21 protein-coding genes are annotated in these 21,789 nt (G+C 70.9%); 4 read left to right on the top strand and 17 right to left on the bottom strand.

Going from position 1 to position 21,789, the window contains the following annotated elements:
* Positions 1–24 precede the first annotated feature (24 nt).
* Positions 25–1,257, top strand: coding sequence for a DUF349 domain-containing protein (locus BIU98_RS08945; RefSeq protein ID WP_139200644.1), 1,233 nt, complete (start codon positions 25–27; stop codon positions 1,255–1,257).
* A gap of 73 nt (positions 1,258–1,330) precedes the next feature.
* Here BIU98_RS08945 and BIU98_RS08940 read toward each other — a convergent pair whose 3' ends face one another.
* The 5 genes from BIU98_RS08940 to BIU98_RS08920 form a co-directional block, all read right to left on the bottom strand.
* Positions 1,331–2,293, bottom strand: a complete 963-nt coding sequence (locus BIU98_RS08940) for a bifunctional riboflavin kinase/FAD synthetase (RefSeq protein ID WP_071276362.1) — start codon at positions 2,291–2,293, stop codon at positions 1,331–1,333.
* An 11-nt stretch (positions 2,294–2,304) separates the two neighbouring features.
* Positions 2,305–2,754, bottom strand: a complete 450-nt coding sequence (locus BIU98_RS08935; protein ID WP_071275043.1) for a hypothetical protein — start codon at positions 2,752–2,754, stop codon at positions 2,305–2,307.
* A gap of 97 nt (positions 2,755–2,851) precedes the next feature.
* Entirely contained in the window at positions 2,852–3,217 is a 366-nt protein-coding gene (locus BIU98_RS08930; RefSeq protein WP_071275039.1) for a hypothetical protein, read from the bottom strand.
* Positions 3,214–4,155, bottom strand: a complete 942-nt coding sequence (gene truB / locus BIU98_RS08925; protein WP_071275036.1) for a tRNA pseudouridine(55) synthase TruB — start codon at positions 4,153–4,155, stop codon at positions 3,214–3,216. The genes BIU98_RS08930 and truB overlap by 4 nt, the downstream gene beginning before the upstream one ends.
* A 22-nt stretch (positions 4,156–4,177) precedes the next feature.
* A complete protein-coding gene (locus BIU98_RS08920; RefSeq protein ID WP_071275033.1) occupies positions 4,178–4,624 on the bottom strand; it encodes a hypothetical protein in 447 nt (148 codons plus the stop codon).
* Between the two features lie 106 nt (positions 4,625–4,730).
* On the opposite strand from BIU98_RS08920, the gene BIU98_RS08915 reads away from it, so the two are divergent.
* The gene (locus BIU98_RS08915; protein WP_302847971.1) at positions 4,731–5,585 is read left to right on the top strand and encodes an A/G-specific adenine glycosylase; all 855 of its coding nucleotides are present in this window, start codon (positions 4,731–4,733) and stop codon (positions 5,583–5,585) included.
* Between the two features lie 62 nt (positions 5,586–5,647).
* Here the strand turns inward: BIU98_RS08915 and rbfA are convergent, their stop codons facing one another.
* The 10 genes from rbfA to dxr all read right to left on the bottom strand — a co-directional run bounded on the left by rbfA (position 5,648) and on the right by dxr (position 18,487).
* A complete protein-coding gene (gene rbfA, locus BIU98_RS08910; protein ID WP_071275026.1) occupies positions 5,648–6,109 on the bottom strand; it encodes a 30S ribosome-binding factor RbfA in 462 nt (153 codons plus the stop codon).
* Between the two features lie 112 nt (positions 6,110–6,221).
* Complete coding sequence (infB, locus tag BIU98_RS08905; protein WP_071275023.1) at positions 6,222–9,056, bottom strand: translation initiation factor IF-2; 2,835 nt, start codon at positions 9,054–9,056, stop codon at positions 6,222–6,224.
* 74 nt (positions 9,057–9,130) lie between these two features.
* Entirely contained in the window at positions 9,131–9,469 is a 339-nt protein-coding gene (locus tag BIU98_RS08900; protein WP_083393124.1) for a YlxR family protein, read from the bottom strand.
* 99 nt (positions 9,470–9,568) lie between these two features.
* Positions 9,569–10,561 (bottom strand): transcription termination factor NusA, encoded by a 993-nt coding sequence (nusA, locus tag BIU98_RS08895; RefSeq protein WP_071275017.1) that lies wholly within the window; start codon positions 10,559–10,561, stop codon positions 9,569–9,571.
* Positions 10,562–10,885: 324 nt separating this feature from the next.
* A complete protein-coding gene (locus tag BIU98_RS08890; protein WP_071275014.1) occupies positions 10,886–12,637 on the bottom strand; it encodes a proline--tRNA ligase in 1,752 nt (583 codons plus the stop codon).
* A gap of 59 nt (positions 12,638–12,696) precedes the next feature.
* Positions 12,697–13,827 (bottom strand): flavodoxin-dependent (E)-4-hydroxy-3-methylbut-2-enyl-diphosphate synthase, encoded by a 1,131-nt coding sequence (ispG, locus tag BIU98_RS08885; protein WP_071275011.1) that lies wholly within the window; start codon positions 13,825–13,827, stop codon positions 12,697–12,699.
* 81 nt (positions 13,828–13,908) lie between these two features.
* A complete protein-coding gene (locus BIU98_RS08880; protein ID WP_083393123.1) occupies positions 13,909–14,451 on the bottom strand; it encodes a cysteine hydrolase family protein in 543 nt (180 codons plus the stop codon).
* The gene (locus BIU98_RS08875) at positions 14,448–15,941 is read right to left on the bottom strand and encodes a cytosine permease (RefSeq protein WP_071275008.1); all 1,494 of its coding nucleotides are present in this window, start codon (positions 15,939–15,941) and stop codon (positions 14,448–14,450) included. Before BIU98_RS08875 ends, BIU98_RS08880 begins: the two co-directional genes overlap by 4 nt.
* Before the next feature lie 39 nt (positions 15,942–15,980).
* Positions 15,981–17,309: an RIP metalloprotease gene (locus BIU98_RS08870; protein WP_175481326.1), complete on the bottom strand. Its 1,329-nt coding sequence runs from the start codon at positions 17,307–17,309 to the stop codon at positions 15,981–15,983.
* Positions 17,310–17,392: 83 nt separating this feature from the next.
* Positions 17,393–18,487: a 1-deoxy-D-xylulose-5-phosphate reductoisomerase gene (gene dxr / locus BIU98_RS08865; protein WP_071275005.1), complete on the bottom strand. Its 1,095-nt coding sequence runs from the start codon at positions 18,485–18,487 to the stop codon at positions 17,393–17,395.
* A 118-nt stretch (positions 18,488–18,605) separates the two neighbouring features.
* Here dxr and BIU98_RS18930 point away from each other — a divergent pair, with 118 nt between their 5' ends.
* Positions 18,606–19,097 (top strand): hypothetical protein, encoded by a 492-nt coding sequence (locus tag BIU98_RS18930; RefSeq protein ID WP_139200643.1) that lies wholly within the window; start codon positions 18,606–18,608, stop codon positions 19,095–19,097.
* 78 nt (positions 19,098–19,175) lie between these two features.
* Here BIU98_RS18930 and BIU98_RS08855 read toward each other — a convergent pair whose 3' ends face one another.
* Together BIU98_RS08855 and BIU98_RS08850 are read right to left on the bottom strand one after the other, a co-directional pair.
* Positions 19,176–20,144 carry an FKBP-type peptidyl-prolyl cis-trans isomerase gene (locus BIU98_RS08855; protein WP_071274991.1) on the bottom strand — a complete coding sequence of 323 codons (969 nt, stop codon included), beginning with the start codon at positions 20,142–20,144 and terminating at the stop codon, positions 19,176–19,178.
* Between the two features lie 16 nt (positions 20,145–20,160).
* Positions 20,161–20,673, bottom strand: a complete 513-nt coding sequence (locus BIU98_RS08850) for an OsmC family protein (RefSeq protein ID WP_071274988.1) — start codon at positions 20,671–20,673, stop codon at positions 20,161–20,163.
* A 102-nt stretch (positions 20,674–20,775) separates the two neighbouring features.
* On the opposite strand from BIU98_RS08850, the gene BIU98_RS08845 reads away from it, so the two are divergent.
* Positions 20,776–21,768, top strand: a complete 993-nt coding sequence (locus BIU98_RS08845) for an asparaginase (RefSeq protein ID WP_071274985.1) — start codon at positions 20,776–20,778, stop codon at positions 21,766–21,768.
* The last annotated feature ends 21 nt before the right edge of the window (positions 21,769–21,789 follow it).

The raw sequence follows: 21,789 nt of genomic DNA, 5'->3' as shown, positions 1-21,789 counted from the left end.
ACGACCACGATCGAGGCGAGACCTGTGGGATCTGACGAAGCAACGACCTGGGGGCGGGTCGACGAGACCGGCACCGTGTACGTCCGGTACCAGGACACCGAACGTGTCGTGGGTGAGTACCCCGACGCGACCGCCGAGGAAGCACTCGCCTACTTCGCGCGGAAGTACGCCGACCTCGAGGGCCAGGTGAAGATCGCCGAGCAGCGCGTGCAGCGCGGGGCCTCGGCGAACGACGTCGCCCGCACCGTCGAGCACCTGACCGCCCTGGTCACCGAAGCCCGCGTCGTCGGCGACCTCAAGTCGCTCGAGGACCGTGTCGCCGTGCTCGCCGAGCAGCTCGGCTCGCTCACCAAGGAGCAGGCCGAGCAGAACCAGGCGGCCCTGGCCGAGGCGCTGGCCTTCCGTGCCGGCCTGGTCGAGGAAGCCGAGGCACTCGCGGCCGTCGACCCCGCGCGTGCGCAGTGGAAGCAGATCACCGCGCAGCTCGACGACGTGTTCGCGCGCTGGCAGCAGCACCAGCACGACGGCCCCCGCATCCCCAAGAACGACGCCAACGAGCTGTGGAAGCGCTTCCGCGCCGCCCGCTCCACCGTCGACCAGCACCGCCGCGCCTTCTACTCGGAGCTCGACGCGCAGCACCGCGACGCCCGTACTCGCAAGCAGGAGCTCGTCCAGCAGGCCGAGGCGCTCGCGACGCGCGGCTCGGACGCCATCCCGGCCTACCGCCAGCTGCTCGACGACTGGAAGCAGGCCGGCCGCGCCGGCAAGCGCCACGACGACGCACTCTGGGCACGCTTCAAGGCCGCCGGTGACGTCCTGTTCGAGCAGCGCCACGCCGAGAGCAGTGCGGAGAACGAGGAGTACTCCGCCAACCTCGAGGCCAAGCTCGCCATCCTCACCGAGGCCGAGCCGCTGCTCCAGCAGCGCGACCGCGTCGCCGCCCGGAAGACCCTCACCGACATCCAGCGCCGCTGGGACGAGGTCGGCCGGGTCCCCCGCGCCGACGTCCGCCGTGTCGAGGACCGGATCCGCGCGATCGAGGACCACGTCAAGGGGCTCGAGGAAGCGCACTGGCGCGAGTCGAACCCGGAGCGCAAGGCCAGGACGACCGGCCTCGCGAGCCAGCTCGAGGACGCCATCGGCAAGCTCGAGGGCGAGCTCGAGTCGGCGAAGGCCTCCGGGGACGCCCGCCGGATCAAGGACGCCCAGGAAGCCCTTGACGCCCGCAAGATCTGGCTGGACGCCCTCGGCAGCTGAACGCCGACCGTCACACGACGAGGCCCCCGCGAGCGACCAGCTCGTGGGGGCCTCGTCGTGCCTGGACCGCGGCTCAGACCGGCGCGGACATCCCGAGGAGCAGGCGGATGTCGAGGTCGTCCTGGCGCATCTGGGCGGCGAGCTCGTCCATCGAGCCGAACTTCACCATGCCCCGCACGAACGACACGAAGAGCACCGAGATGGTCTCGTCGTACAGGTCGATGTCGACGTCGAGCAGGTGGGCCTCGATCTGCTTCGCCGGGACGCCCTCGAACGTCGGGTTGTTGCCGACCGACACCGCTGCGGGGTAGGTCGTGCCGTCGTACAGCACCCGTGCGGCGTAGACGCCGTCGTCGGGGACGAAGCCCTCGCACGCCGGGTCGAGGTTCGCCGTCGGGTAGCCCATGGCGCGTCCGCGCTGGTTGCCGCGCACGACCGTGCTGCGGACGGCGTGGTCGCGGCCGAGCAGCCGTGCGGCCTCGGCGACCCGACCCTGGCCGAGGAGTTCCCGGATCCGCGTGGAGGAGACCCGACGTTCCCCGTCCGGGCGGACGTCGTCCACCAGGTCGACGTCGTCGATGAGCTCGACGGCGAAACCGTGCTCGGCGCCGAGCGTCCGGAGCAGGGCGACGTCGCCGGCGCCCTTCGCGCCGAAGCGGAAGTCGCTCCCGACGAAGAGGAGCTTCGCGTTCAGGGTGTCGACCAGGATCTTCGACACGAAGGCCTCCGGCGACCAGGACTGCAGCTCGTCGTCGAACCGGAGCAGGAGCGTGGCGTCCACGCCGACGGCCTCGAGGAGCTCACGACGCTGCGCGATGCTGGTCAGCGCCGGCGGCACGCTCGCGGGGTCGATGACGCTGAGCGGGTGCCGGTCGAACGTCACCACCGTGGAGACCAGCCCGTGCTCGGCCGCGGCCCGCTCGAGGTGCGCGATCACGGCACGGTGCCCGACGTGGACCCCGTCGAACTTGCCGATCGTGACGGCGCTCGGTCCGAAGCCCTGCGCCACGTCTGCGGCGTCCTCGTAGAACTGCATCGCTCCCCCGTTCACTCGCCGGCCGCCGCGACCGACTGGTCGGTGGGACCGGCCACCGCGCCCGCGGTGCGGTGGTGCTTCCGCAGCCACCAGAGCCCGGCGATCGGGAGCACGAGCGGCGCGAAGGCGTAGCCGAGGCCGTAGTAGGACCAGATGGTGTCGTCGGGGAAGAGCTGGCGGTCGAGCAACGACAGGGTGCCGATGACCAGCACCCCGGTCATCTCGAAGACGATGGTGACGCAGGCGACGCGGTACCAGGTCCGACCGGGCACGATCAGCGCGATCATCGCGACGATGTACACGACGGCCGCGATCGCGCTGAGCGTGTAGGCGAAGGGCGCGAACGCGTACTTCTCCCCGATCTGGACGACGCTGCGGCCGGTCGCGGCGAGGGCGAGGATGCCGTAGACGGCGATGAGGACGCGCCCGACACCGGTCGCGAGGGAGGACTTGGTCGCCATTGGACCGATTCTACCGACGTGCGGGCCGTCCCCAGTACGGCATCGGCCACGGTGCGCGTCCGGGCACCGTGCACGATGTGCGCCGGCGCCGTGCGTGTCAGTTCAGCGCGAACCAGATCTGGTACATCCGGTAGACCATCACCGCGACCGTGAAGGCTCCGGCGCCGAGGACGACGGTGCTCCACCGGGTTCGGTCGATGAGCGCCCAGACGATCGCCGCGGGCGGGACGAGCAGCACCGACACCGCGTACACCCAGAACTCGAGCACGTTGCCCTGCGGTGGGTTGCCGACCGCGGGAGCCACCAGGGACACGACGAGCTGCGCCACGAGCAGCAGCTCCACGAGGGCGAGCGAGCCGACGGTGGCGTCGTTCGGCTTCCACCCGATGAACCCGACCACCACGGCGAACAGCCCTACGACGACCGCGAGGACGACCTGCACCCACGTGAACCACTCGATCATGCGTTCGCTCCGGACGGGGTCGGGAAGTTCGTGATGACGCGGAGCAGTCCACGACGCACCGAGACGAGCCCGATGAGGCGGTCGTCACGGGCGGACACCGCCGCGACGGGCCCGTCGGTGTCGGGGTGGTCGGCACCGACCCGCTTGCCGTCGGAGAGGTCCTTCGCGGCGATCGCGTCGAGCGCGACGACCGGGAAGAGCTCGCGGGCGATGGCCGCCGGGCGGGCGAGGGCCGCGCGCACGTCGACCGCGTCGTCCTCGAGGTCGATGGCGTCGTCGACGGAGAACGGGCCGACGAGCGTGCGCCGCAGCGCCGTGAGGTGCGCTCCGGTCCCGAGCGTCGCCCCGATGTCGCGCGCGAGGGCACGGACGTAGGTGCCGGAGGAGCAGGAGACGACCACGTCGAGGTCCACGACGTGGGTCTCGGCTCCGAGGCACGTGACGACGTCGTCGTTGCGGCCGGTGACGTCGAAGCGGGAGATGGTGACGGACCGGGCCTTCAGCTCGACGCTCTCGCCCTTCCGCGCCAGGTCGTAGGCGCGACGGCCGTCGACCTTGATCGCGCTGACGGTGGACGGCACCTGCGAGATCGGTCCGCGCTGCAGGGCGACGGCGGCCTCGATCGCGGCGTCGGACACGTCCGCGTCGGTGACCCCGGTCGCCGCGGTCGGGGTGCCGTCAGCGTCGTCGGAGTCGGTCGCCACCCCGAGACGGATCGTCGCCGTGTAGGTCTTCTCGAGGCCGACGAGGTGGGTCAGCAGCCGGGTCGACGGGCCGGCGCCGAGCAGCAGGAGCCCGGTCGCCATCGGGTCGAGCGTGCCGGCGTGCCCGATTTTCTTCAGGTCGAGACGTCTCCGGGCGATGGACACCACACGGTGACTCGAGATCCCCTGTGGTTTGTCGACGAGGAGGATGCCGTCTGCAGCGGTTTCGAGCACCCGAGGAGAGTAGCAGCGCCGGTCAGCAGGCGTCGTTCCACTCACGCCGAGGGTGCTCGCGGTCGGTGACGTCGAGCACCGCGGACGCGGCGATCTTGACGTCGGCACGACGCTCGAGCCGGCCGGACTCCTGCTCGACCCACATCGACCAGCGCCACAGGCCCCGAGCGCCCTGCCCGAGCACCCCGTGGCCGTGCACGACGAGGACGCCGTCGCCGGCACCGGTCGTGCGGAACGGCGTGACGAGGTCGCTGCGCAGCACGTCGACGTCGGACGAGGGAGCAGCTGCGGCCATCGCGGAGATGCCGTGCTGCTCGAACCCCGCGACGAGTGCGGCGGCCACGTGCTCGAGGTCGGTGCCGTCCTGGCCGTCGATGCCGACGACGGTGCGGTTCGTCCCGACCTGTGCGATCACCTCAGCAGCGATCGCGGCCATCGTGTCGGTCTCTTCAGGTGCCCAGCGTGCCATGCACCCACCGTAGGCTGTCGTGGTGAACGCGAGCGGAGCCTCCCACCCGGTTGTGGACAGCGGTGACCGTCCACAGGACGGCGCCCGCCCCGACATCGCCGCCCCGCTGATCGCGTGGTTCCGCGCCGCGGCGCGCGACCTGCCGTGGCGTCGCCCCGGCTTCCCGGCGTGGGGCACGCTCGTCAGCGAGATCATGCTGCAGCAGACGCAGGTCGCGCGGGTGGTCCCCCGACTGGAGGCGTGGCTCACCCGGTGGCCGACACCGCGCGACCTCGCGGACTCGCCTCCGGCGGACGCGGTGCGTGCCTGGGACCGACTCGGCTACCCGCGGCGTGCCCTCGCGCTGCACGCGGCGGCGACCGTGATCGCCGAGCAGCACGACAACGTGGTCCCGCGGGACGTCGACGCGCTGCTGGCCCTGCCCGGCATCGGCGACTACACGGCCAGGGCCGTGGCGGTCTTCGCCTACGGGGACCGGCACCCCGTCGTGGACGTCAACGTCCGTCGGGTGCTCGCCCGGGCGCTGCTCGGCGAGGGTCAGCCCGGCCCGGCGAACGCGAAGAAGGACCTGCCGCTGATGGCCTCGGTCCTGCCCGCGGACCGCGACGACGCGGCCGCGACGAACGCCGCGGTGATGGAGCTCGGCGCGCTCGTGTGCGTGTCCCGCTCCCCCGCGTGCGACGCCTGCCCGATCGCGGACCGGTGCGCCTGGCGCGCGGCGGGCTACCCGGAGCACGACGGCCCACGGGCACCGCGGCAGGCGGCCTTCGCGGGGAGCGACCGCCAGGTGCGAGGGCTCATCATGGCCGAGCTCCGGGCGAGCGACGTGCCGGTCACGCCGGTCGAGATCGCGATGGTCTGGCCGGACGTCGGACAGCGGGACCGGGCGCTCGCGTCGCTCCTGCGCGACGGACTCGCAGAGGGCGACGACGCGAGCGGCTACCGGCTCCCACAGTCCTGACGCGCGACGACGGTCCTGACGCGCAACGTCGGTCTCGATGTGGCGCGTGCCGCGTCGACGGCTCAGGCGCGCGCCGGGTCCTCGTCGGACTCGGTGTCGTCGTCCTCGTCGTCGTGCTTGTACGGGTCGGCGTCACCGGCGTACGCGGCGCCCTCGGCTGCTGCGCGGACCTGCTCGTCGCGCATCTGGGCCTGCACGAGCAGGTCCTCGAGGTGCGCGGAGGTGTCGGGCAGGGCGTCGGCGATGAACTCGAGCGACGGGGTGAGCCGTGCCGTGATGTTCTTGCCGACCTCGGTGCGCAGCAGCCCGGTGGCGGCCTTCAGCGCCGCGGCGGAGTCGGCGCGCTCCTCGTCGGTGCCGTACACCGTGTAGAAGATCGAGGCGTGCTGCAGGTCGCCGGTGACCCGGACGTCGGTGATCGTCACGAAGCCGAGGCGCGGGTCCCGCAGGCCCTTGTCGATGCGGCGTGCGACCACCTCCTTGATGCGGTCGGCCATCTTGCGTGCGCGCTGCGGGTCAGCCATGGGGTGCCTCCTGAGGCAGGGGCGGGACGGAGCGTCCCGCTGGTGGTTCCTGGTCGAACGGGGTGAGCCCCGGCCCCCCGTGAGGGAGGCCGGGGCTCGAGTGGTCACACGATCAGTCGCGCGGCTTCTCGACGAGCTCGGTGGTCTCGATCTCGTCGCCGGGCTGGATGTCGTTGAACTTGCCGAGACCGATACCGGCCTCGTAGTCCGTACGGACCTCGGTGACGTCGTCCTTGAAACGACGGAGCGACTCGATCGCCAGTCCGTCGGCCAGGACCACACCGTCACGGATGACGCGCGCCTTGGCGTTGCGCGTGATCGTGCCGGAGCGGACGATGACACCCGCGATGTTGCCGAACTTCGAGGACCGGAAGACCTCGCGGATCTCGGCGACACCGGACTGCACCTCTTCGTACTCGGGCTTGAGCATGCCCTTGAGGGACTGCTCGATGTCCTCGAGTGCGTTGTAGATGACCGAGTAGAACCGGACGTCGATGCCTTCACGCGCCGCACGCTCACGGGCCTTGACGTCCGGACGGACGTTGAAGCCGATGACGATGGCGTTGTCGATCGTGGCGAGGTCGATGTCCGACTCGGTGATCGCACCCACACCGCGGTGCAGGATGCGCAGCTGGACGCTGTCGTCCACCTCGATGTCGAGGAGCGACTGCTCGAGTGCCTCGACGGCACCGGAGACGTCACCCTTGATGATGAGGTTGAGCGAGTCGACCTTGCCCTCTTCGAGTGCACGGGTGAAGTCCTCGAGCGAGATGCGCTTGCGGGCCTTGGCCAGCTGGGCGTTGCGCTCGGCCGCTTCACGCTTCTCAGCGATCTGACGGGCCGTACGGTCTTCCTCCGTGACCAGGAAGGTGTCACCGGCGCGGGGCACCGAGGACAGACCCTGGACCTGCACCGGACGACTCGGCGTGGCAGCCGAGACCGGGTTGCCGTCCTCGTCGGTCATCGCACGGACGCGGCCGTAGGCCGTGCCAGCCACGATGGCGTCACCGACGTGGAGCGTGCCGGACTGGATGAGCACGGTCGCGACGGCGCCGCGGCCCTTGTCCAGGCGCGCTTCGATCGCGACACCGCGGGCGTCCTTGTCGGGGTTCGCACGCAGGTCGAGCCCGGCGTCGGCGGTGAGCAGCACGGCGTCCAGGAGGTCCTGGATGCCGATGTTCTGCCGCGCGGAGACGTCGACGAACATGACGTCGCCGCCGTACTCCTCGGCCACGAGGTTGTACTCGGTGAGCTGCTGGCGGACCTTCGCCGGGTTGGCGCCGTCCTTGTCGATCTTGTTGACCGCGACGACGATCGGCACGTTCGCCGACTGCGCGTGGTTCAGGGCCTCGATCGTCTGCGGCATGATGCCGTCGTCCGCCGCGACCACCAGGATCGCGATGTCCGTCACCTGCGCACCACGGGCACGCATGGCGGTGAAGGCCTCGTGACCGGGGGTGTCGATGAACGTGATCGGACGGTCGATGCCCTCGTGCTGCGCGACGATCTGGTACGCACCGATGTGCTGCGTGATGCCGCCGGCTTCGCCCTCGACCACCTTGGAGTTGCGGATGGCGTCGAGCAGGCGGGTCTTGCCGTGGTCGACGTGACCCATGACGGTGACGACCGGGGGACGCTGCTGCAGGACGGAGTCGTCCTCGTCGGCGTACTCGGCGTCGATGTCGATGTCGAAGCCCTCGAGGAGCTCGCGGTCCTCGTCCTCGGGCGAGACGACCTGGATGCGGTAACCGAGCTCCTCGCCGAGGACCTCGAAGGTGGCCTCGTCCAGGGACTCGGTCGCGGTGGCCATCTCACCGAGGTGGAACAGCACCGTCACCAGGTTGCCGGGGCTCGCGTCGATCTTGTCCGCGAAGTCCGAGATGCTCGCACCACGACGGAGACGGACGACCGTGTTGCCGTCGCCACGAGGGACCTGCACGCCGCCGAGCGACGGTGCCTGCCGCATCTCGTACTCGGCGCGCTTCGTCCGCTTCGACTTGCGGGCACGGCTCTTGCCGCCACCACGACCGAAGGCACCAGCGGTACCGCCACCGGGGCCACGACCACGGCCGCCGCCACCGGCGGGACGCGGGCCGCTGAACGCCGGACGCGGGAAGCCGCCACCAGCGCCGCCACCGGCACCCGGACGTGCGCCACCGGGGCCGCCACGACCGCCGCCACCCTGGCCCGGGCGCTGCCCGAAGCCGTTGGGACGGTTGGCCTGGCCGGGTCCACCCGGACGCGGAGCACCCGGGCGGGGTGCACCCGGACGCGGGGGCTGGGGACGGGGGATGCCCGAGCCACCAGCGGCACCGGGACCACCGGCGGGACGCTGTCCCATGCCCTGGTTCGATGCGAAGGGGTTGTTCCCGGGGCGCGGCGGGCGCGAGCCCATGCCCTGGTTCGACGCGTAGGGGTTGTTGCCCGGACGGGCACCCGGCTTCGGGCCGCCCGGCTTGGGGCCGGCCGCGGACGGCTTGGCGCTGCCCGGCTTGACGGCGTCGGTCTTGGGGGCGTCATCGGTCGACGACGAATCACCCGTCGACTCGGCGGCCTTCTCGGCTTCCTTCGCCTTGCGGGCAGCCTCGGCCTCGGCCTGACGCTGTGCGACCGACTTCGGCGCCGGCGTGACGGGCACGTCGGTGTCCTCGGGCTGCTGCACGGGGGCTTCGGGCTCCGGGGCCGGCGCCGGACGCTTGGGTCCGGGCTTGGGGCCGCCGGGCTTGGGCGCAGCCGAGGTCGCCGCGGGGGCGGGGGCTGCGGCGGGCTTCGAGGACGCAGCTGCGCTCTCGGCCTGCAGGGCAGCACGGAGCTTCCGTGCTACGGGGGGTTCCACGCTCGAGCTCGGTCCCTTGACGAATTCGCCAAGCTCCTTGAGCTTCTCGAGTGCGGTCTTGCTGTCGACGCCGAGCTCGCTTGCGATCTCGTGTACGCGTGGTTTCGCCACTGTTCTCCTTCACGGGTCCCACCCCGTCAAGGGGCAGGACTCACTGGATGATGGGTCTCATTTCGAGCCGCTCATCAGTTGTCCATAAGCCGTTCAGCCTGTTCTGTCGTGTCCGTGCGCTCGTCCGCGTCGATCTGCCGCTCGTGGATGGGTTCCACTTCGGGCAGTCGCCGCAGGTACTCGAGCACCGCAGACGTGTCCGGTTCACGTCCCAGCCGCAGCGCCCGGCGGAAAGCCCGGCGCTTGACGGCCAGTTCGTACGCTTCGACGGTCGGTGTGAGCCACGCCCCCCGGCCCGGCATGACTGCCTTCGGATCCGCCACCACGAGGTCTTCGCCCAGGGCGACGACTCGGAGGAGGGAGGATCGGGGTGCGCGACGGCGACTGCCGATGCACGTTCTGACGGCGACCACTCTACTCCCTGCCTCCGACGACCGCGATCCGGCGCGCCCGATGGGGTCGCGCCACGAGCGAAACACCCGCCCTGGTGCGGTTCGTGTGCCGATCGATGCTCAGTCCTCGTCGAGGATCGAGTCCGGCTGGATGTCGATCCGCGCGCCGGTCAGCTTGGCGGCGAGGCGGGCGTTCTGGCCCTCCTTGCCGATCGCGAGCGACAGCTGGTAGTCCGGCACGAGCGCGCGGACGGCCTTCGTCGAGGCGTCGAGCACGAAGGCGCTCGTCACCTTGGCCGGCGACAGTGCGCTGGCCACGAAGGTCGCCAGGTCCGAGGACCAGTCCACGATGTCGATCTTCTCGGCACCGAGCTCGGTGGTCACGGCACGCACGCGGGCGCCGAGCTCTCCGATGCAGGCGCCCTTGGCGTTGACGCCCGGCTCGTTCGCCTTCACGGCGAGCTTCGTGCGGTGGCCGGCCTCACGTGCGAGCGAGGTGATCTCCACCACGCCGGACGCGATCTCGGGGACCTCGAGCGCGAACAGCTTGCGCACCAGACCCGGGTGGGTGCGGGACACGACGATCTGCGGGCCCTTGTGGCCACGACCGACGCTCGTCACGTACACGCGGATGCGCGAGCCGTGCGTGTAGGACTCCCCCGGGACCTGCTCCTCGGGCGGCAGGATCGCCTCGACGGTGCCGAGGTCGACGAGCACCATCTTCGGGTTCGGGCCCTGCTGGACCACACCCGCGACGATGTCGCCCTCTTTCCCGCGGAACTGGCCGAGGATCTTGTCGTCCCCGATGTCGCGCAGGCGCTGGTTGATGACCTGCTTCGCCGCGAACGCCGCGATGCGACCGAAGTCGCTCGGCTGGTCGACGGCTTCGCCGATGACGGTGCCCTCGTCGTCGCGCTCCGGCACGAAGACGCTGACCTCACCGGACTTGCGGTCGAGCTCGACGCGGGACTGCGCGTCGGCCGGCTCGCCGTTCTCGTCGGTGTGCTTGTGGTAGGCCGTGAGGATGGCCGACTCGATGATCTGGACGAGTTCTTCGAACGGGATCTCCCGTTCACGCTCCATGAGTCGCAGGACTGCGAGATCGATCTTCACCGAGGGCCTCCGTATTCAGATGAGTCGCTCCGGCGCACTGGAACCGCGCAGAAGTCGGCGTCCAGACTAGCGCACTGCGGGTCGCCGACCTGCGCCGCAGCCCGTGGGCCCACGCCGCCGGTTCCGGGTCGGCGCGTCAGCGGCGGCCCGGCCGTGCCGGTGGGGAGGCTCGGTGCCAGCCGGTGCCGAGCCTCCCGTCCGGTGCGTGGTTCAGACGCGGGCGAGACGGTCCCGACACCGCGAGACGGTCCTGGAACAGCGAGACGCCGCCGTTTCCGGCGGCGTCTCGCTGACGGGACGGCGTCTCGGCGAGACGCCCCCGTCTCAGATCGCGCTGACGGCCTCGCGGAGCTGCGCGACCGGCACCTCGGTGCGGTCGCCGGTCACGCGGTTCCAGAGCTCGACGATGCCGTCGGCTGCGCCGCGGCCCGCGACGACCACGATCGGCATGCCGAGGAGCTCGGCGTCGCGGAGCTTGACGCCCGGGGAGACCTTGGGACGGTCGTCGTACAGGACGTCGTAGCGGTCGCCCTCGAGCTCGGCGACGACCGACTCGGCGAGCTCGTAGGCGGTGGTGTCCCTGCCGGTCGCGACCACGTGCACGTCGAACGGGGCGACGTGCTTGGGCCATGCGAGGCCCTTCTCGTCGTTGTGGGCCTCGGCGAGGATGGCGAGGATGCGCGTCACGCCGATGCCGTACGAGCCCATCGTGACGGTGGCGAGCTTGCCGTTCTCGTCCTGCACCTTGAGGCCGAGCGCCTCGGCGTACTTCCGGCCGAGCTGGAAGACGTGTCCGATCTCCATGCCGCGGGCGATCTCGAGCGGGCCGGAGCCGTCGGGTGCGGGATCGCCGGCGCGGACGTCGGAGATCTCGACGACACCGTCGGCAACGAAGTCGCGGCCGGCGACGAGCCCGGCGACGTGGATGCCGCGCTCGTTCGCGCCGGTGAGCCAGGCGGTGCCGTCGACCACGCGCGGGTCGACCACGTAGCGGATGCCGGACGCGCTGTCGGCACCGAGCACCTGCGGGCCGATGTAGCCCTTCACGAGACCGCGGTGCTTCCGGAAGTCGTCGTCGCCGGCGGCCTCGACCTCGGCCGGGGCGAAGGCGACCTCGGCGCGCTTGAGGTCCACGTCGCGGTCACCGGGCAGCCCGACGACGACGAGCTCGCGGGTGCCGTCGAGCTGCGTGAGCGCGAGCACGACGTTCTTCAGGGTGTCGGCCGCGGTCCACGGGGCGCCCTGTCGCGGGGCGACCTGGTTCGCGTGGTCGACGAGCGTCTGGATCGTGGGGGTGTCCGCGGGCGGGAGCAGCACGGGCTCCGGCTGGCCCTCGATCGGCAGGGCGTCGGGCACGGCGGTGACGTAGGCCTCGACGTTCGCCGCGTAGCCGCCGTCGCTCCGCACGTAGGTGTCCTCGCCGACGGCGATCGGGTGCAGGAACTCCTCGGACTTCGAGCCGCCCATCGCCCCGGCGTCGGCCTTGACGATGGCGTACTCGAGGCCGAGGCGGGTGAAGATGCGCTCGTAGGCGTCGCGCATCGTCTGGTAGCTGCGGTCGAGCCCCTCGTCGGTGACGTCGAAGGAGTAGGCGTCCTTCATCGTGAACTCACGGCCACGCAGCAGGCCGGCGCGCGGCCGGGCCTCGTCGCGGTACTTGTCCTGGATCTGGAAGAGCGTGACGGGGAGGTCCTTGTACGAGGAGTACAGGTCCTTCACGAGCAGGGCGAAGAGCTCTTCGTGCGTGGGCGCGAGGAGGTAGTCGGCGTCCTTGCGGTCCTTGAGCCGGAAGATGCCGTCGCCGTACTCGGTCCAGCGGTTGGTGGCCTCGTACGGCTCACGCGGGACGAGGGCCGGCAGCAGGACCTCCTGCGCACCCGCCGCTTCCATCTCCTGGCGGATGATGCCCTCGATGCGCGCCCGGACCCGGAGGCCGAGCGGCAGCCAGGCGAAGATGCCGGGAGCCTGGCGACGGATGTACCCGGCGCGGACGAGGAGCTTCGCGCTCGTCACCTCCGCGTCGGAGGGGTCGTCGCGGAGCGTACGGAGGAAGAGATGCGAGAGCCGAGTGACCACGCAGCAAGCCTAGCGGCGCGCAGCAGACCCGATCGTGCGGGCCCGCTGCCTGTGGATGACTAGGACGTGACGACGAGCGGCTTGCCCGAGCCGGCCGCCGGGCCCATCTCGTCGGCGAGGCGGTTGGCCTCGTCGATGAGCGTCTGGACGATCTCGTTCTCGGGGACGGTCTTGATGACCTGGCCCTTCACGAAGATCTGGCCCTTGCCGTTGCCCGACGCGACGCCGAGGTCGGCTTCGCGAGCTTCGCCCGGACCGTTCACGACGCAGCCCATGACGGCGACGCGGAGCGGGACGGTCATGCCCTCGAGCCCCGAGGTGACGTCGTTCGCGAGCTGGTAGACGTCGACCTGCGCGCGGCCGCAGCTCGGGCAGGAGACGATCTCGAGCTTGCGTTCGCGGAGGTTGAGCGACTGCAGGATCTGCAGGCCGACCTTGACCTCTTGCGCCGGGGGCGCCGACAGGGACACGCGGATGGTGTCGCCGATGCCCTCGCCGAGCAGGATGCCGAACGCCGTGGCGCTCTTGATCGTGCCCTGGAACTCCGGGCCCGCCTCGGTCACACCGAGGTGCAGCGGCCAGTCGCCGCGCTCGGCGAGCAGCCGGTAGGCCTTGACCATGATGACGGGGTCGTTGTGCTTGACCGAGATCTTGAAGTCGTGGAAGTCGTGCTCCTCGAACAGGGAGGCTTCCCACACGGCGGACTCGACCAGTGCCTCTGGCGTGGCCTTGCCGTACTTCTGCATGAGGCTCGGCTCGAGCGACCCGGCGTTGACGCCGATGCGCAGGCTGACGTCGGCTGCCTTGGCCGCCGCGGCGATGGCGCCGACCTGGTCGTCGAACTTGCGGATGTTGCCCGGGTTCACGCGGACCGCAGCACAGCCGGCGTCGATCGCCTGGAAGACGTACTTCGGCTGGAAGTGGATGTCCGCGATGACGGGGATCTGCGACTTCTTCGCGATGATCGCGAGCGCGTCGGCGTCGTCCTGCGTGGGCACGGCGACCCGGACGATGTCGCAGCCGGAGGCGGTGAGCTCCGCGATCTGCTGGAGCGTCGCGTTGATGTTCGTGGTCGGCGTCGTGGTCATCGACTGCACGGACACGGGCGCGTCGCCACCCACGAGCACCTTGCCGACCCGGATCTGACGGGACTTGCGGCGAGGGGCGAGGGTTTCGGGGACCTTGGGCATACCGAGATTCACAGCGGGCACGACATGGACTCTACGCGCTCCGACCGACACGGCTGCCCCCAGCCCGGGGCGGGTCCCGGGTCAGGCGTCGAGGGTGTCGACGACGGTGACGAGCGGCGCGTACAGCCGCATGGCATCGAGGGCGCGCTCGTGGTCGGCGTCGCTCGCCCCGGCACAGGCGTCGGCCACGACGGTCACCCGGGCGCCGGCGTCCGCCGCCGCCAGCGCCGTCGCGAGCACGCAGCAGTCGGTCGACACCCCGGTGAGCACCAGGTGCGGGTGGTCGCCGACGACGGCCTGGAGGCTGGTCCCCCACTTGCCGAACGTCGGCTCGGTGACGACGGGGCCGTCCACCGCCCCGAACGGCTCGGTCAGCTCGTACAGCGGGTCGGCGTCGGGCACGAGGGCGAAGGGCCAGTCGCGGTAGTAGTCGACCCAGGCACCCTGCGGGTGCTCCGGCGCGACGAACCGGGTGCGGACGGTGCGGCCGACGAACCGCGGCAGGAGCCGCTCGATGCCCGCCGCCGCCCGCTCGTAGTCGGGTGCGGCCCAGGCGCTGTCCCCGGTGAAGACGCGCTGCATGTCGATGACCACCAGCCAGGCGTCCCCGTCGGTCACGCTCATCGCTGCAGCTCGGCGTCCGGCACGCTGCCGATCGGCTCGGTGACCGGCTGCGCTTCCTGTCGTCGGACGGCGCCTCGTGCGGTGGCGAGCGTGCCGACGAAGCCGACCACGAGGGCGACCAGCACGCCGAGGTTCGCGTACGCCCACGCCCCGGTCCGCCCGCCGAGCCCGAACGGCTCGAGCAGGTACCCCTGCCAGTTCAGCCACGAGGGCACGCCGTACGTGTTCGTGACGAGACCCCAGCCGAGCGCGGTGCCGACGAGGACCAGGGCGATCGCACCCCACCGGACGTCGCCGTAACGGCCGCCGACGCTGTCGAGCTCGCCCTCGGCGTAGGCCCGGCGGCGGAGCAGCACGTCGGCCACGAAGACGCCGCACCAGGCCGCGACCGGCACACCGAGGGTGACGAGGAAGGCCTGGAACGGCTCGATGAACGAATGTGCGAAGAAGACGACGTAGATCGCGCCGGCGACCATGAGGACGCCGTCGACACCGGCGGCGGCCGGACGCGGGATGCGGACCCCGGCGCTGAGGAGCGCGAGCCCGGACGAGTAGATGTCGAGCACGGCGCCGCCGACCAGGCCGAGCACGGCGACGAGGGCGAACGGGATGAGGAACCACACCGGCAGCAGGGTGGTCAGGGCACCGATGGGGTCGGTCCCGATCGCCGCGCTGAGGTCTTTCGACGACCCGGCGAGCAGCACGCCGATGACGACGAGCACCGCGGGCGCGAGGGCCCCACCGACCGTCGTCCACCACACCACGCCGCCGGTCGACGCCGACCGCGGCAGGTAGCGGGAGTAGTCGGCGGCGGCGTTCACCCAGCCGAGGCCGAAGCCCGTCATGACGAGCACCAGCGCCCCGATGACGTTCTGGGTGCTGCCCGACGGCAGGTCCGCGAGGGCGCCGAGGTCGATCGAGGGGACGGCGAGCACGATGTACACGACCGTCAGCACGGCGGTGATGACGGTGATCCAGGTCTGCAGCCGCATGATCACGTCGAAGCCGGCGATCCCGGCGCCGATGACCAGCGCGGCGACGACGACGAGCGCGACGAGCTTCGTCAGCACGCCGTCGTCCCAGCCGAGCTCACGGAACACGGTCGAGGTCGCCAGGACGGCGAGGGACGCGAGTGCGGTCTCCCACCCGACGGTGAGGATCCAGCTCAGGAACGACGGGAGCCGGTTGCCGCGGACACCGAACGCGGCCCGGCTGAGGACCATCGTCGGTGCGGACCCACGCTTGCCCGCGATCGCGACGACGCCGCAGAGCAGGAACGAGAACGCCACCCCGATGACGGACACGATGGTGGCCTGGGCGGCGGAGATGCCGAACCCGAGCACGAAGGAGCCGTAGCTCAGCCCGAGGACGGAGATGTTGGCCGCGAACCACGGCCAGAACAGCCCGCGGGGCCGGCCCTTCCGTTCGGACTCGGCGATGACGTCGATGCCCTGCCGCTCGACCGTGCGGACCTCGGGCGCTGTGCTCATGCGGAGAGCGTAGTGCTGCCCGACGACCCCGGACAGCCGCTAGCCGAAGAGGTTGACCGGCCGGACGATGTCGGCGTAGATGAGCAGGGCGCTCATGCCGGCCAGCAGCACGACGACGACCATCGTGAGGGGCATCGTCTTCGCGAGGTCGATCGCACCCGGGTCCGCCTTGCCGACGAGCTTGAACGCGCGGCGCTTGACGGCCTCCCACAGCGCCCCGGCGATGTGCCCGCCGTCCAGGGGCAGCAGCGGCACCATGTTGAGCACGAAGAGCCCGATGTTGAGCGAGGCCAGCAGGCCGAGGATCGTGTAGATCTTGTCGACCACGGGCACGCCGCTCATCGACGAGACGGTACCGATCGCCCGACCGACGCCGACCACGGACACGGGACTGTCGGCCGAGCGGGCCTGGGACCCGAACGCCGCGTTCCACACCGCGACGAGGCGCTGCGGCAGGTCGACGATGAGGTGCACCGAGGCACCGATCTGCGCGCCCGTCGCCGGGAGCACCGCGGCGGGCGACTGCCGGACGAGGGTCTGCCCGATGCTGACCCCGACGACGCCGACCTGTTGCGTCTTCGCCGTGCCGTCGGCCCGCTCGACGATCTTGCCCTCGGCGTCGTAGACGTCGCGTGTCGCGAGGGTCGGGGTGACCTCGACGGTCTTGCGTTCGCCGTCGCGCTGCACCACGACCGAGACGGCCGTGCCGGCCGACTTCTGGAAGGCGTCGGAGACCTGCGTGATCGTGGGGTCCTGCTTGCCGTCGATCGCCACGACGACGTCGCCGGCCCGCAGCCCCGCCTGCTTGGCCGGGGAGACGGCGTCGTCCGGGGAGCAGCTGGTGCTCGCGGTCGTCGGCAGGACACAGTCGACCCGGGAGGTGAACGTGGTGGTGGGCGCGCCGAACCCGACGAGCAGCACGCCGAAGAGCAGGACGCCGATCACCAGGTTCATCGCCGGGCCGGCCACCATCACGATGATGCGCTTCCACGGGGTGAGGCGGTAGAACGCCCGGGAGTCGTCCCCGCCGGACTCCGCGATCTGCTCGGCGCTGGCCTGGCGGGCGTCCTGGATGAACGCGCTGTACATGCCCGTGTTCGTGATCGCCCGGCCGGACGCGCGCGGCTTGAGCATCCCGACCATGGAGATGTAGCCGCCGAGCAGGATCGGCCGGATGCCGTACTCGGTCTCCCCGCGGCGGAAGGACCAGATCGCCTTGCCGAAGCCGAGCGAGTACTGCGTCACCTTGACCCCGAAGAGCTTGGCGAACGCGAGGTGACCGAGCTCGTGGAGCCCGATCGAGATCAGCAGGCCGACGATGAAGACGACGACGCCGAGGACGAACAGGAGCACGGTTCCGACGGTCACCGGAGCAGCGTACGGGACTGATTCGAAGAACCAGCCGAGCGCGCGCTGGGTGGTGCGTCGAGCCTCCCGGCCTGGTCAGCGCGTCAGCGCACCAGCGCGCGGTCCGCAGCCTCGCGTGCCCAGCGTTCCGCGGCGAGCACGCCCTCGAGCGAGGACTCCCCCGGCGTGTGCGTCTCGACGATGCGCTCGACCGTGTCGACGATGTCGAGGAAGCCGATCGCGCCGGCGTGGAACGCGGCGACCGCCTGCTCGTTCGCGGCGTTGAAGACGGCCGGGTACGTGCCGCCGAGCTCGCCGACGCGCTTGGCGAGGACGACCGCACCGAACGCGTCCGTGTCGAGCGGTTCGAAGGTCCAGGTGCTGGCGGTCGTCCAGTCGAGCGGCACCCCGACCTCCGGCACCCGGTGCGGCCAGGCCATGCCGAGCGCGATCGGCAGGCGCATGTCCGGGGGCGACGCCTGCGCGATGGTGGAGCCGTCGACGAACTCGACCATCGAGTGCACGATCGACTGCGCGTGCACGGTGACGTCGATGCGGTCGTAGGGCACGCCGAAGAGCAGGTGGGCCTCGATGACCTCGAGCCCCTTGTTCACCAGCGTCGCGGAGTTCGTCGTGACGACGAGGCCCATGTCCCAGGTCGGATGCGCGAGCGCCTGCGCGGGCGTGACGTCGCGGAGCTCCTCGCGGCTTCGTCCGCGGAACGGACCGCCGCTCGCGGTGAGGACCAGCCGACGGACCTCGGTGTCCGCGCCCGAGCGGAGGGCCTGGGCGATGGCGGAGTGCTCGCTGTCGACGGGGACGATCTGCCCGGGCGCAGCGGCGGCCTGCACGAGCGGACCGCCGACGATGAGGCTCTCCTTGTTCGCCAGGGCCAGCGTCGCGCCGGTCTCCAGCGTCGCGAGCGTCGGGCCGAGGCCGACCGAACCGGTGATGCCGTTCAGGACGACGTCGGCCTCCACGCTGCGGACCAGGCGCTCGGCGTCGGCTGCCCCGAGCGCGGTCTCGCGGACGTCGAACGCCCGGGCCTGCTCGGCGAGCAGGGTGGCGTTGCTGCCGGCGGTGAGCCCGACGACCTCGAAACGGTCGGGGTTCCGCGCGATGACGTCGAGGGCCTGGGTGCCGATGGAGCCGGTGCTGCCGAGGATGACGACGCGGCGACGGGCCGGGGTGGTGTCCATGGCTGTTAACGCTACTCGGCATCCCTCTTCATGCTTCTTACGCGATATACGTACATCACACTTTCGCTTCCTGCTAGGTTCGCGGCGACCGCACGGTCCACACGAGAGGAAGAACTCAATGAAGATGAAACTCGTTGCACTTGCAGCGACCGGTCTGGTGGTTGCGGGGGTCGTCGTTGCGCCTCAAGCCGCGTTCGCAACGGACGCAACGGCCGCTTCTGCAGCTGTCCACGCTCGCCTGTCTGCTCTGCGGGAAACCCAGTCACCGGCGGAGGCAGCAGCCATCCTCGAGGGCGGGGGCAACGTGCAAGCGCTCGTCGATCCAGACACCGGTGCAGCGCTGGCCGCCTTCCGCTCGTCCGCGCGAGCGCTCGTCTCCGTTGGTCCCGGCTGCACGACGACCAGCGCGTGCATGAGGTCGTCGACGGGTATCCCGTACGGCTACACCGGGACCGGTACGAAGTCCGGCACTTGGAAGAACATCATTCGTGTCGGCGCGGGCGACCGCCGCACGAGCTACGCGGCTTCGAACGGCGCTGCATACAACTACAACGCGGGCGTGAACATCGAATGGGCACGTCCGGTGACGGTGGTGAAGATCTCGCGCTGATCGCACCGCGCAAAGAGAGGGGACGACGCCCAGTGCGTCGCCCCCTCTCTCGTTCCCAGTGACGGCTCTCGCGGTCGGTCAGCCCTTGGCGAGGAGGTCGACCACGAAGACCAGCGTGGCGTTCTTCGGGATCCCAGATCCTTCACGAGGGGTCGCGCCGTAGCCGTCCTCGGGGGTGACGACGATCATCACCTGCGAACCGATCTTCTGGCCGACGAGTCCGGTGACGAAGCCCTTGATGAGCTGGCCTTCGGCGATCGTGAACGTCGTCGGGGCGCCCTTCGACCACGAGGAGTCGAACTCCTTGCCGCCGTCGTAGACGACGCCCTTGTACTGCACGAGCACCGTGTCGCCCTCGGCCACCGCGTCGCCGTCGCCCTGCTTGATGACCTCGGCGGTGGTGGTCTTCGGTGCTGCGACGTCGGGGATGGTGATTTCCGGTTCGCCGTCGGCCTTGTCCTTGACCGTCGGCAGGTCGGACTTCTGGTCCTGCGGGGTGCCCGTGGCCTTGGTCGGCGTCTTCGCGATGACGTCGGCGACCACCACGATGTCGCCACCGGTGGTGAAACCGAGCGCCGGGGAGGAGCCGATCGCGGCGATGCGGTCACCCACGGTCGAGCAGGCCAGGAGCGCGCCGAAGCCGCTGCCGCCGACCGTCAGCACCTGGGGGTTGCCCTGGTCGAAGCCGACCGTGCCGAGCTTCTTGGCGTTCGACGCCTGGTAGACGCTGTAGGCCACCTGCGCGAACTGGCCGGACTTCAGGTCGTCGCCGGAGCCCTTGATGACGGTCGAGGCCTGCGGGGAGGACGCCGTGAGGCCCTTGTCGAACTTCACCGTCGGCGCGGTCTTCCCGCCGAAGGCGCCGGACACGTCGATCGCATCGGAGGACTTGCCGGGCTTCGGGCAGCTGGTGATCGCGGCCGGCGTCGCACTCGAGGAGGCGGAGGGCGACGACGACGCACCCCCGGATCCGGAGCCGGAGCAGGCGGCGAGGCCGAGGAGGACGACGGGCACGAGGGCGATCGGGAGCAGGCGGAGACGCTTCACGAGGACCCAGTCTGCCTCACGCAGTCGATGAGTCTGATCCGAGTGCGCTCTCGTCGACCTGCGGGGCCACGAGCGTGGTCGCCTCGTGGTGCACCGGGAAGGCCACGGAGCGTGCGATGAAGCAGAGCGCGTTCGCCTGGGCGTGGGCGGCCTCGGCGTCGGCCACGCGGTCCGGTTCCGCGATGGTGACCACCGGGTGCAGGATCGCGCCGGTGAGCTCCCCCGAGCCGTCGCGGTTGAGGTCGAGGCTGGCGGTCGCGCGGTCCTCGTACGCCAGGACCGTGAAGCCCTGGGTGACGGCGACGTGCAGGTAGCTGAGCATGTGGCACTGCGCGAGCGCGGCCGTCAGGAGCTCCTCCGGGTTCCACCGGTCGCGGTCGCCGCGGAACGTCGGGTCCGCCGAGCCGTCGACGTCCGGCTTGCCCGCGGCACTGATGACGTGGTCGCGGCCGTACTCCCGGTACCCGCTCGTGCCGGTCCCCCGGTCGCCGGTCCAGCGGACGGCGACCTCGTAGCTGTGGTCCTGCACGGTGGCTCCTCGTCTCGGTCGCGCTGCTGCTCTGTTGGTGCGTGGCGCTGCTGCCGGGTACCGCTGCTGCTGGGGCACGCTGCTGCTCGGTACCATCGCGGTATGACGGAGAGCACCGAAGTCCGCACCGACCGCCATCCTCTCACCGCGGAGGGGTCCGTCGAGCTGGCGGTGCTCGAGCGCTCCGGGTTCGACGAGAGCCGGCATGTCGGCGCGGGGGTCGTGGTGGACGCGAGCGGTGTCGTGCTCGACGCGGTCGGTGACCCGACCGCGAGCATCTACCCCAGGTCCACCATGAAGCCGTTCCAGGCGCTGGCGGTCCGCCGAGCCGGAGCGCTGTTCTCCGGACCGGAACTCGTCATGACGACCGCGAGCCACGCCGGGACGCCGTCGCACCAGGCACTGGCCGAACACATGCTCGCGTCCTTCGACCACGTCGAGGACGACCTCGGGTGCCCGCCGGACATGCCGTTCGACCGAGCGACGGCGCAGACGATGACCGGTCCACGACGACTCGCCATGAACTGTTCCGGCAAGCACGCCGGCATGCTCGCTGCCTGCCGTGTGAACGGCTGGGACGAGGCCACCTACCTGGACATGGAGCACCCGCTGCAGCAGCTCGTGCGGTCCACCGTCGAGGACGCCACGGGCGAGGTCGTCGACCTGGTCGGCACGGACGGCTGCGGCGCCCCGGTGTTCCCCCTGACGCTGACCGGCCTGGCCCGGGGGCTCGCCGGCTTCGTCCAGCGGTCGGACGCGGACACGGCCGCGCTCACCGATGCGGTGCTGGCGAACGCCTGGGCCATCGACGGGGTCGGGCGGGCCAACACGGTGACGATCGAGCGCCTGGGCCTCGTCGCCAAGCTCGGTGCCGAGGGGGTCATGGTGATGGCGGTGCCCGGCGGCGCAGCGGTCGTCGTCAAGGTCCTCGACGGAGCGCTCCGCGCCGGGACGCTCGCTGCGCTGACCCTGCTGCAGCGCAACGGCCTGGTGCCGGCCGACGGCGTGGCTGACGTGCTCGCGGCCACCGGTGAGAAGGTCCTCGGTGGTGGGGTGCCCGTCGGGTCCGTCCGGGTCGGGGACGGGCTGCGCTGACCTCCGGGTCACGCTGACGGC

It is taken from the genome of Curtobacterium sp. MMLR14_010, from assembly GCF_001865015.1.
Classification (GTDB): Bacteria; Actinomycetota; Actinomycetes; order Actinomycetales; family Microbacteriaceae; genus Curtobacterium.
This window is presented reverse-complemented; position numbering and strand designations above follow the sequence as displayed.

What these genes read in the sequence shown, in the direction of transcription:
- BIU98_RS08940 (WP_071276362.1), bottom strand. Translation starts at nt 2,293, where the DNA reads ATGCAGTTCTACGAGGACGCCGCAGACGTGGCGCAGGGCTTCGGACCG.
- BIU98_RS08935 (WP_071275043.1), bottom strand. Translation starts at nt 2,754, where the DNA reads ATGGCGACCAAGTCCTCCCTCGCGACCGGTGTCGGGCGCGTCCTCATC.
- BIU98_RS08930 (WP_071275039.1), bottom strand. Translation starts at nt 3,217, where the DNA reads ATGATCGAGTGGTTCACGTGGGTGCAGGTCGTCCTCGCGGTCGTCGTA.
- BIU98_RS08920 (WP_071275033.1), bottom strand. Translation starts at nt 4,624, where the DNA reads ATGGCACGCTGGGCACCTGAAGAGACCGACACGATGGCCGCGATCGCT.
- rbfA (WP_071275026.1), bottom strand. Translation starts at nt 6,109, where the DNA reads ATGGCTGACCCGCAGCGCGCACGCAAGATGGCCGACCGCATCAAGGAG.
- ispG (WP_071275011.1), bottom strand. Translation starts at nt 13,827, where the DNA reads ATGCCCAAGGTCCCCGAAACCCTCGCCCCTCGCCGCAAGTCCCGTCAG.
- BIU98_RS08880 (WP_083393123.1), bottom strand. Translation starts at nt 14,451, where the DNA reads ATGAGCGTGACCGACGGGGACGCCTGGCTGGTGGTCATCGACATGCAG.
- BIU98_RS08875 (WP_071275008.1), bottom strand. Translation starts at nt 15,941, where the DNA reads ATGAGCACAGCGCCCGAGGTCCGCACGGTCGAGCGGCAGGGCATCGAC.
- dxr (WP_071275005.1), bottom strand. Translation starts at nt 18,487, where the DNA reads ATGGACACCACCCCGGCCCGTCGCCGCGTCGTCATCCTCGGCAGCACC.
- BIU98_RS18930 (WP_139200643.1), top strand. Translation starts at nt 18,606, where the DNA reads ATGAAGATGAAACTCGTTGCACTTGCAGCGACCGGTCTGGTGGTTGCG.
- BIU98_RS08845 (WP_071274985.1), top strand. Translation starts at nt 20,776, where the DNA reads ATGACGGAGAGCACCGAAGTCCGCACCGACCGCCATCCTCTCACCGCG.